10 protein-coding genes are annotated in these 9,765 nt (G+C 60.2%); 2 read left to right on the top strand and 8 right to left on the bottom strand.

Annotated elements, in window-relative coordinates:
* Positions 1–141: 141 nt before the first annotated feature.
* Together J1G35_RS27790 and J1G35_RS27785 are read right to left on the bottom strand one after the other, a co-directional pair.
* Complete coding sequence (locus J1G35_RS27790) at positions 142–507, bottom strand: response regulator (protein ID WP_053137674.1); 366 nt, start codon at positions 505–507, stop codon at positions 142–144.
* Positions 508–545: 38 nt separating this feature from the next.
* Positions 546–1,232: a Crp/Fnr family transcriptional regulator gene (locus J1G35_RS27785; RefSeq protein WP_053137676.1), complete on the bottom strand. Its 687-nt coding sequence runs from the start codon at positions 1,230–1,232 to the stop codon at positions 546–548.
* A gap of 83 nt (positions 1,233–1,315) precedes the next feature.
* Here J1G35_RS27785 and J1G35_RS27780 point away from each other — a divergent pair, with 83 nt between their 5' ends.
* Positions 1,316–1,843 (top strand): Mpo1-like protein, encoded by a 528-nt coding sequence (locus J1G35_RS27780; RefSeq protein WP_223016585.1) that lies wholly within the window; start codon positions 1,316–1,318, stop codon positions 1,841–1,843.
* Positions 1,844–1,969: 126 nt separating this feature from the next.
* Here the strand turns inward: J1G35_RS27780 and J1G35_RS27775 are convergent, their stop codons facing one another.
* The 6 genes from J1G35_RS27775 to dibA all read right to left on the bottom strand — a co-directional run bounded on the left by J1G35_RS27775 (position 1,970) and on the right by dibA (position 8,276).
* Positions 1,970–2,950, bottom strand: a complete 981-nt coding sequence (locus J1G35_RS27775) for a sulfate ABC transporter ATP-binding protein (RefSeq protein ID WP_053137682.1) — start codon at positions 2,948–2,950, stop codon at positions 1,970–1,972.
* Positions 2,951–2,953: 3 nt separating this feature from the next.
* A complete protein-coding gene (cysW, locus tag J1G35_RS27770) occupies positions 2,954–3,826 on the bottom strand; it encodes a sulfate ABC transporter permease subunit CysW (protein ID WP_053137684.1) in 873 nt (290 codons plus the stop codon).
* Between the two features lie 13 nt (positions 3,827–3,839).
* The gene (cysT, locus tag J1G35_RS27765) at positions 3,840–4,658 is read right to left on the bottom strand and encodes a sulfate ABC transporter permease subunit CysT (RefSeq protein ID WP_027607868.1); all 819 of its coding nucleotides are present in this window, start codon (positions 4,656–4,658) and stop codon (positions 3,840–3,842) included.
* Positions 4,659–4,812: 154 nt separating this feature from the next.
* The gene (locus tag J1G35_RS27760; protein WP_053137687.1) at positions 4,813–5,823 is read right to left on the bottom strand and encodes a sulfate ABC transporter substrate-binding protein; all 1,011 of its coding nucleotides are present in this window, start codon (positions 5,821–5,823) and stop codon (positions 4,813–4,815) included.
* Between the two features lie 66 nt (positions 5,824–5,889).
* Positions 5,890–6,072 carry a sulfur starvation response protein OscA gene (oscA, locus tag J1G35_RS27755; protein ID WP_003170956.1) on the bottom strand — a complete coding sequence of 61 codons (183 nt, stop codon included), beginning with the start codon at positions 6,070–6,072 and terminating at the stop codon, positions 5,890–5,892.
* Between the two features lie 290 nt (positions 6,073–6,362).
* Positions 6,363–8,276, bottom strand: a complete 1,914-nt coding sequence (gene dibA, locus J1G35_RS27750; RefSeq protein ID WP_053137690.1) for a phosphodiesterase DibA — start codon at positions 8,274–8,276, stop codon at positions 6,363–6,365.
* A 166-nt stretch (positions 8,277–8,442) separates the two neighbouring features.
* Here dibA and desA point away from each other — a divergent pair, with 166 nt between their 5' ends.
* Positions 8,443–9,627, top strand: coding sequence for a delta-9 fatty acid desaturase DesA (desA, locus tag J1G35_RS27745; RefSeq protein WP_053137693.1), 1,185 nt, complete (start codon positions 8,443–8,445; stop codon positions 9,625–9,627).
* The last annotated feature ends 138 nt before the right edge of the window (positions 9,628–9,765 follow it).

The following is a 9,765-nucleotide window of genomic DNA, read 5'->3' as shown; positions in this document are numbered from 1 at the left end:
ACTATCGGTCGCCAATTGCGGAGGAAAGGTTGGCGGCGTGAACCTTAATCGGTGTCCAAGATTACTTGACCAGATCAAGCCCCCTCCCACATTTGAAATGCGTTCTCCTGTGGGAGGGGGCTTGCTCCCGATGGCGATCGCTCAGCGACCCCGATCGCGCCGCAACAGTTTCTTCACCCGCATCACCAGCACCTTGGCCTCAAACGGCTTGAGCAGGTAATCATCCTCATGCAGCTCCAAGCCGCGCAGGCGATCTTCAATGCCGCCCGGCGTGGTCAGGAACAACAACGGCGTTTCGCCCTTCTGCCGGATGGCCTGCTGCAGCTTCCAGGCATTCAGGCCTGGCAGCATCACATCCAGGATCACCAGATCGTATTCGGCGCTTTCGACAAAGCGCTGAGCCGCCATGCCGTTGGCCGCGACTTCCACGGTGTAACCGGCCTCGTTCAAGCCCTGGGCCATCCGCTGTGCCTCTTCGGATTCATGTTCCACTAACAGGACGCGCATAACACACCTCGATTGATCAGGTTTGCAGGCTAACACCCTCAGGTGTGCGCCGCCTCTCGTAGCCGCTGTGCATCGAGGATTTCGATCTCGCCGTAGCCCAGGCGCACGATGCCTTGGGCTTGCAGATCCTTGAGCAAAGCGTTGGTGGTCTGGCGTGACAGGTTCAACATCGCCGCGAGGTCTTCCTGAGGCAATTGCAGCCGGCGCTTTGAGTGTTCGATGTCGCCGTACCCCTCGATGATCATCAACAAGCGGTGGGCCAGGCGCACGGAGGCCGGCATCAGGCTGAGTTGTTCGAGGCCGATAAAACTCAGGCGTAGCTTCTGACTCATCAGCAATGCCAGGTCACGCCAATACTGTGGGGTGTCATCAAGGATGCTCAGCAGCGCCTGCTGCGGCACCTGCAAGAGCGTGCAAGGCCCGGTGGCGCAGGCGTCGTGGGTGCGCGGCAAGCCGTCGAACAGGCAGATTTCGCCGAACCAGTAGGGCGCGCCCACCAGGCTCAACAGCGCTTCCTTGCCCTGCTCATTCACCGCACTGACACGCAGGGTGCCGTCGAGCACCGCATACAAGCCACAGGGCGGGTCGCCACGCTTGAACAGGTATTGTCCCGCCGTCAGCTGCCGCAGCCGCGCATGGGCCAGCAGACTATGCTGGAAAGGTCCGGGCAGATGACTGAACCAGTGACCGACGGCCAACCGGGCGTGCCATTGCTCTACGTCCATGGGAACTCCGAAGATTGTCGCCCAGCTGACAGTTAGTCCCAGGCTGACAGGGCATGATCAAACATCCTACAGGAGGAACAACAATGAAAAGCCTCGTCGATCACCTCAGTCAATACGCCGCTTACCACCGCGACCCACGCAATATCGCCAGCCACTTCATTGGCATCCCGCTGATTGTGGTCGCCGTGGCCGTGCTGCTGTCACGCCCCGAATGGGCGGTGGGCGGTCTGTGGCTTTCCCCGGCGGTGATAGTGGCGCTGTTTTCCGCGTGGTTTTACCTGCGCCTCGAACTGGCACTGGGCGTGCTGATGACGGTGTTGATGGGTTTGTCGGTATGGGCCGGGCATGCGTTGGCGGCGCAGAGCACGATGGTGTGGCTCAGCAGCGGCGTCGGCCTGTTTGTGGTGGGTTGGGTGATTCAGTTTGTCGGGCACTACTACGAGGGCAAGAAGCCGGCGTTTGTGGATGACGTGTCGGGGCTGATTGTGGGGCCGTTGTTCGTGGTGGCGGAGGTGGCGTTTTTGCTGGGGTTGCGCCAGGGCTTGAAGCAGCAGATTGAAGAGCGCTCGGGGCCGGTGGTTCGCCGCGATCTGAAGCCGAGAGAGGCCTGAATGTGGGAGGGGGCTTGCTCCCGATTGCAGTGGGTCAGCAGCAGATAAGCTGGCTGAAACACCGCTATCGGGAGCAAGCCCCCTCCCACATTGAACCTGTTTCACATCGGGATTTTTGTTTGGGGCTCAGGCTTTTTGCCAGACCTTGGGTTTGAAGAACAAGGTCTCGCCGCGAGCCAGGCCGGTCAGGCTGTCGTGGTCTTTCACCACTTCGGCTTCGATCAGCTCACTCTGGCCTTCGACCTTCAAGGTCACCCGCGTGGTCGCGCCCAATGGACGAATATCACGCACTTCAGCCGCGTGGTGGTCTTCCAGTTCGTGGCGCGACAGCGACACTTCATGGGGGCGGAACAGCACGTGCTGGTCTTCACCCAGGTGCAGGCGGTTGGAGTCGCCGAGGAAGTGGTAGACGAAATCGCTGGCCGGGTTTTCGTAGACGTCGCCCGGTGAGCCGATCTGCTCGATCACGCCTTTGTTCATCACCACGATGCGGTCGGCGACTTCCATGGCCTCTTCCTGGTCGTGGGTCACAAACACCGACGTCAGGTTGATGTCTTCGTGCAGGCGCGCCAGCCAGCGGCGCAGCTCTTTACGCACCTTGGCGTCGAGGGCGCCGAAGGGTTCATCCAGCAGCAGCACTTTCGGCTCGACCGCCAGGGCGCGGGCCAGGGCGATACGCTGGCGCTGGCCACCGGAAAGTTGTTCCGGGTAACGGTCGGACAGCCAGTCCAGCTGCACCATGTTCAGCAGTTCGTGAACCTTGGCCGCAATCTGGCTTTCGTTCGGGCGCTGGTTTTTCGGCTTCATGCGCAGGCCGAAGGCGACGTTATCGAACACGGTCATGTGGCGAAACAGCGCGTAGTGCTGGAACACAAAACCGACGTTGCGATCGCGCACGTCGTGGCCGGAGACGTCTTCACCGTGGAACACGATGCTGCCGTCGTCCGGGGTTTCCAGGCCGGCGATGATGCGCAGCAAGGTAGTCTTGCCGCAGCCAGAGGGGCCAAGCAACGCCACCAGCTCGCCACTCTGGATGTCCAGATTGATGCTGTTCAGGGCCTTGAAGGCGTTGAAATTCTTGCTGACATTACGGACTTCAATCGACATGACTTATTCCTCAGCCGCACCGGCGCGCAGGCGATTAATACGGTTCTCGCTCCACTGCTTGAGCAGCAGGATGAAGAGCGCCAGGATCAGCAGCAGACTCGCCACCGCAAAGGCGGCAACGTGGTTGTATTCGTTGTAGAGAATCTCGACGTGCAGCGGCAGGGTGTTGGTCACGCCGCGAATGTGGCCGGACACCACCGACACCGCGCCGAACTCACCCATGGCCCGTGCGGTACACAGCACCACGCCGTAGATCAGGCCCCATTTGATGTTCGGCACGGTGACATGCCAGAACATCTGCCAGCCATTGGCACCGAGCAGGCGCGCAGCCTCTTCTTCCTGGGTGCCCTGCTCCTGCATCAGCGGGATCAGTTCACGGGCGACGAAGGGCACGGTGACGAAAATGGTCGCCAGTACGATGCCGGGCAAGGCGAACACGATCTGGATGTCGTGCTCCTGCAACCACGGGCCAAACAGGCCCTGGGCGCCGAACATCAGCACGTAGACCAGGCCTGCGATCACCGGGGAGACCGAGAATGGCAGGTCGATCAGCGTCACCAGGATGCTCTTGCCACGGAACGAGTACTTGCTCACGCACCAGGCGGCGCTGACGCCGAATACCAGGTTGAGTGGCACCGAAATCAGCACGGCGATCACCGTGAGTTTCAACGCGGACAACGCGTCCGGTTCAAGGATCGCGGTGAAAAACGCGCCGAGGCCATTCTTCAAGCCCTGGGACACCACGATAAACAGCGGCAGCAGCAGGAACAGGAAGAACACCAGCCAGCCGAGGCTGATCAGGATGCGCCGGGAAACAGCGCTGCCACGGCGGGCGGCGTTGGCCGAGGATGCAGCGGAAATAGACGATTGGGACATGTTCCGCGCCTCCTTATGGACGTTCGATGCGCCGCTGCAACAAGTTGATCAGCAGCAGCAGGACAAAGGAAACCACCAGCATCAGCACGCCAATGGAGGTGGCACCGCGGTAGTCGTATTGGTCGAGCTTGACCATGATCAGCAGCGGCAGGATCTCGGTTTTCATCGGCATGTTGCCGGCGATAAAAATCACCGAGCCGTACTCACCGACGCCACGGGCAAACGCCAAGGCGAAGCCGGTCAGCCAGGCGGGCAGCAGCGCGGGGACGAGGATGTAGCGGAACACCTGCAACGGTTTGGCGCCCAGGCAGGCGGCGGCTTCTTCGATTTCCCGGGGGATATCCGCGAGTACCGGCTGCACCGTGCGCACTACGAACGGCAGGGTCACGAAGGTCAGCGCCAGGGTGATGCCCAACGGGCTGTAGGCGATCTTGAAGCCCAGGTCGGCGGCGAACTGGCCCACCAGGCCGGTCGGCGTGTACAGCGCAGTCAGGGCAATACCGGCCACGGCGGTGGGCAAGGCGAACGGCAGGTCGATCATCGCATCGATGATCTTGCGGCCGGGGAAGGTGTAGCGCACCAGCACCCAGGCCAGCAGCGTGCCGATCACGCCGTTGATCAGGGCGGCGTAAAGCGCGGTGCTGAAGCTCAGTTTCAACGCCGCCAGCACACGCGGTGCGGAGATGATGTTCCAGAACTGATCCCAGGTGAGTTGAGCGGCGTGTACAAACATCGCCGCGAGGGGGATGAGTACGATCAGGCTGAGGTACACCACGGTGTAGCCCAGCGTCAGCCCGAAGCCGGGTATGACGGGGGAAATACGACGCGACATAAGAGTCCTTGGTTAAAGGTAGAAACCACTGTAGGAGCGAGCTTGCTCGCGAAGAACTCAAGGGCACCGCGTTCATTCAGAATGCCCGCGTCATCGTTGACGATCTTCGCGAGCAAGAACTAGGCGTCCCCCTCGCTCCTACAGGTACTTTGGCTTACTGCGCCGTGTAGATCTGGTCGAACACGCCACCGTCGTTAAAGAATTTCGGCTGGGCAGTTTTCCAGCCGCCGAAGTCTTTGTCGATAGTCACCAGGTCCAGTTTCGGGAACTGCTGGGCGTATTTGGCGGCCACTTTTGCATCGCGTGGGCGGTAGAAGTTCTTCGCCGCAATCTCCTGGCCAGCCGGGCTGTACAGGTGCTTGAGGTATTCAGTGGCGATCTCGGTGTTGCCCTTTTTCTCGGCGTTCTTGTCGACCACGGCCACCGGCGGCTCCGCGAGGATCGACAGGGACGGCACGACGATGTCGAACTTGTCGGCGCCGCCGTCTTCTTTCAGGGCCAGGAAGGCTTCGTTTTCCCAGGCCAGCAACACGTCGCCCTGACCGTTGTTGACGAAGGTAATGGTCGAACCGCGCGCGCCGGTGTCGAGGATGGGCACGTGCTTGAACAGCTCTTTCACGTATTCCTGGGCCTTGGCTTCACTGCCACCGGATTTCAGGCCGTAGGCCCAGGCGGCCAAGAAGTTCCAGCGTGCACCGCCGGAGGTTTTCGGGTTAGGCGTGATCACGGAAACGTCTTTCTTGATCAGGTCGCCCCAATCCTTGATGCCTTTAGGGTTGCCCTTGCGCACCAGGAACACGATGGTCGAGGTGTACGGGGTGCTGGCGTCCGGCAGGCGGGTCTGCCAGTTCTCCGGCAGGGTCTTGCCCAGCTTGGCGATTTCGTCGATGTCACCGGCCAGGGCCAGGGTCACCACGTCGGCGCGCAGGCCATCGATCACGGCCCGGCCTTGCTTGCCCGAACCACCGTGGGATTGCTGGATCTTGACGTTGTCGCCGGGGTGGGACTGTTTCCAGAAGTTGGTGAACTCTGCGTTGTAGTCCTGGTACAGCTCACGGGTAGGGTCGTACGAGACGTTAAGCAACTCGTAGTCCTTGGCAACGGCGGAACCGGCAAACACGGCGCTGGCCAGGGCGGCCAAGGCATAACGGCGAATCGACGACATAGAAGCTCCTGAAAATTCTGGGGTGTTGGCTTTTTCTTATAGTTGCGGGTCTATCGCCGTTCTTGCTTAGCTCGGTTTGTTACCCGGGTTCTGCAAACGGAATTTTTCCTTGCGTTCGATCTGTACCACTTGAGCGTTGTGCACAGTGATTTCCACCGCGCCAAACCGCAGATCGCGCAAGGCGCTCTGGATCTCACGCAAAATGGCTGCTTCGTCCTGGCCGTCGACGCTACGTAGAGATGCGCTCATGGTCTCGCTCCTGAAATGAATAGTGCCTCGCAGTGGCGGCACTGCTTGCGGCGTAGGGCGATAGTAGATAAGCGCGGATATTCTTAAAAATACTATTTAAGAATGTTTATATAACCGAAAAGAATTTTCTGGCAGGACGCGGGGTTGCGTGGGGCATGCGCCGAAAACAGCACCTTGCAAAGACCTCTATGTGGGAGGGCGCTTGCCCCCGATGGCGGTGGGTCAGGTACCGATGTTCTGCCTGATGCGCCGCTATCGGGGCAAGCCCCCTCCCACATTTTGAATGCACTTCAAGGCTGGAGAGTGGGTGCGCGGCTCCAATCAATCTCGTCCGCCGGCATCGGCCGCCCAAACCAGTATCCCTGGCCCATATCGCAGTCTTGTTCCAACAAAAACCGCGCCTGCTCCACTTGCTCGATCCCCTCGGCATGCACCTGCATGCCCATGCTTTTGGCCAGGGCAATGACCACGCGCACAATCGCGGCGTCGTCGTCGTCCCATGGCAATCCTGCGACAAAGCCCTGGTCGATCTTGAGTTTCTGCACCGGCAGGCGCTTGAGGCGCAGCAGTGAGGAATAGCCGGTGCCGAAGTCATCGATGGCCAGGCGCAAGCCCAGTTCGCGCAGGCGGTGCAGTTGTTCCAAGGCTACTTCCGGGTCGTCCATCACCGCGCTTTCGGTGACTTCCAGCTCAAGGAACGCCGGGTCCAGACCGGTATCGTGCAGCACTTGGGCGACTTGATCGTAGAGTTCGCGTCGGGCAAACAGGCGGCTGGATACGTTGATGGCAATAAAACTCAGCGGCACGCCGTCGGCCAGCCACTGGCACATCTGGCGGCAGGCCTGCTCCATCACCCAGCCATCGATATCGGCAATCAACCCGGTCCGCTCGGCGATGGGGACGAATTCGCCCGGTGGCACCAGGCCGCGTTCCGGGTGCTCCCAGCGCACCAGGGCTTCGACGCCAATCAGGCGGCTGGTGTGCAAATCATGCACAGGCTGGTAGTAGACGCGCAGCTCCTGCTGTTCGAGGGCGCGTCGCAGCTCGCGGGCGATTTCCACACGGTTCTGCGCGTGGGCGGTGAGTTCTTCGGTGTACAGGGCGTAACCTTCGCGCCCCACGCTTTTGGCCTTGAACAGCGCGGAGTCGGCGTTGCGCAGCAACTGTTCGGCGCTCAGGGCGTCATTTGGGAACAGGCTGATGCCGATGCTGGCGCTGATAAAGAGTTGATGGCCGTCAAAGATGAACGGCTGCTTCATCACATCCAGCATGCGCTGCGCCAACGCTGCGGCCTGCACCACCTGTGAACAGCTTTCCGCAAGCACCGCGAACTCATCCCCACCCAGGCGCGCCAGGGTCACGCCGGGGCCGAACAGCGCCTTGAGCCGCTCGCCCACCAGCTTGAGCAACTGGTCGCCAATGTTATGGCCGAGACTGTCGTTGATGATCTTGAAGTGGTCCAGGTCCAGCAACAGCAGGGCGCAGCCGCGTTTGTGCAGTTGCGCCGAGGCCAGCGCCTGCTCGGCGCGGTCGGTGAACAGCAGGCGGTTGGGCAGGTCGGTCAGCGGGTCGTGGTGAGCCAGGTGGGCCAGTTCGTGTTCGGAATTCTTGATGGCGCTGATGTCGGAAAACACCGCGACGTAGTGGCTGACGTGGCCCTGGTCATCGTGAATCACGCGAATGGTTTGCCACTGTGGATAAATCTCACCGCTTTTGCGCCGATTCCAGATTTCACCGCTCCATTCGCCACTTTCTTCCAGGGTCTGGAACATCTGCTGATAGAAATTCGACGAGTGGCGACCGGACTTGAACAGGCTCGGCTGCTGGCCCATGACGTCCTCGCACTGATAGCCGGTAATTTCCATGAACGCCCGGTTCACATGCACGATCAGGCCGTTGGCGTCGGTGACCAATACCCCTTCGCGGGTGCAGTCGAACACGGCGGCAGCCTGGCGCAGGCGCTCACGGTTCTCTTTCAAGGGTTGCTGCAACTGGCTGGCCCCGGCAAACCGGGCACAGATCAGGTAGATCAGCAGGGCGCTGAGCACCACCCACACATAGCCGCGCACCTGCAACCAGTGGCTTAGCTCGGTCGGATTATCGAGAAACTCGATCAATACCCGATGAGTGATACCTATCCAGGCACTCGAAGCCAGCAGGTATACCAGCCCCGCACGCAGGGCACCTCGGTATGAAAACAGCATATGTCCAGTAATCCTTACCCAAAATCCGGAATTGTCCTACAAAGACTGTGGATTATAGGATATGTAACATCTCGTAAGTCTTATCTGAAAGGGCCGCTGGTTTTCTCTGTAGGCTTAGTGATAATGCGTGAGCTGTTCTTTTCTTTATCTGAGGGCCATACAGCCTATGTGGTACAACGGTTTTCTTGACCTGTCAGCCTGGCAACTGGTGGCAGTCACTCTGTTGATGACCCACGTGACCATCGTTGCGGTCACGGTCTATCTGCACCGCTATTCAGCCCATCGCTCCCTGGAGCTCAATGCTGGCCTGAAACACTTCTTCCGCTTCTGGCTGTGGTTGACCACGGCGCAGAACACCCGCGAGTGGACTGCCATCCACCGCAAGCACCACGCCAAATGCGAAACCGTCGACGACCCGCACAGTCCGGTGATCAAGGGCCTGTCTACCGTACTGCGCAAAGGCGCCGAACTGTATCGCACCGAGGCCGAAAACCCGGAGACCCTGCGTATCTACGGCAAGAACTGCCCGGACGACTGGATCGAGCGCAAGATCTACACCCCCTACCCGCTGCTTGGCGTGGCGATCATGGGTGTGATCGACCTGCTGCTGTTCGGCACCATCGGCATCACCATCTGGGCGATCCAGATGATGTGGATTCCATTCTGGGCCGCCGGTGTGATCAATGGCCTGGGCCATGCCGTGGGCTATCGCAACTTCGAATGCCGTGACGCCGCCACCAACCTGGTGCCGTGGGGCATCATCGTCGGCGGCGAAGAGCTGCACAACAACCACCACACTTACCCCAACTCGGCCAAGCTGTCGGTGAAGAAGTGGGAATTCGACCTGGGTTGGGCGTGGATCAAGGTGTTCAGCTTCCTGCGCCTGGCCAAGGTGCAGCGTGTAGCACCGATTGCCCACCGCGTGGAAGGCAAGGGCCACCTGGACATGGACACCGCCATGGCGATCCTCAACAACCGCTTCCAGATCATGGCCCAGTACCGCAAGTTGGTGATTGGCCCGCTGGTCAAGCAGGAGCTGGAGAAGGTCGATCATTCGGTGCGCCACCAGTTCCACCGCGCCAAGCGCCTGCTGTCGCGGGAAACCAGCCTGCTGGATGACCGTCACCACCTGCGTATCCAGAGCATGCTGGAACACAGCCAGGCCCTGAAAGTGATCTATGAAAAACGCCTGGCACTGCAGCAGATCTGGCTCAAGACCAGTTCCAACGGCCATGACATGCTGGCCGCCATCAAGGAATGGGTACACGAGGCCGAGGCCAGCGGCATCCAGTCCCTGCGGGATTTTGCCCACCAATTGAAGACCTACTCACTGCGACCTGCATCCGTATGACAACATGGCGGGAGGGCCTTCCCTCCCGCCCATCAGCTTTTTGGCGTCATTTCTCGGACACCGTCAATCGCGCCTGTTGACGGAACTTCACTGCAATTCCCCTCTCTCAATGAACACTTCGCCATCATGGTGACCCCT

The organism is Pseudomonas sp. SH10-3B (assembly GCF_019891415.1).
In the GTDB taxonomy this organism is placed as follows: Bacteria; Pseudomonadota; Gammaproteobacteria; order Pseudomonadales; family Pseudomonadaceae; genus Aquipseudomonas.
The sequence above is the reverse complement of the archived record's forward strand: the minus strand, read 5'-3'. Positions and strand labels throughout refer to the sequence as shown.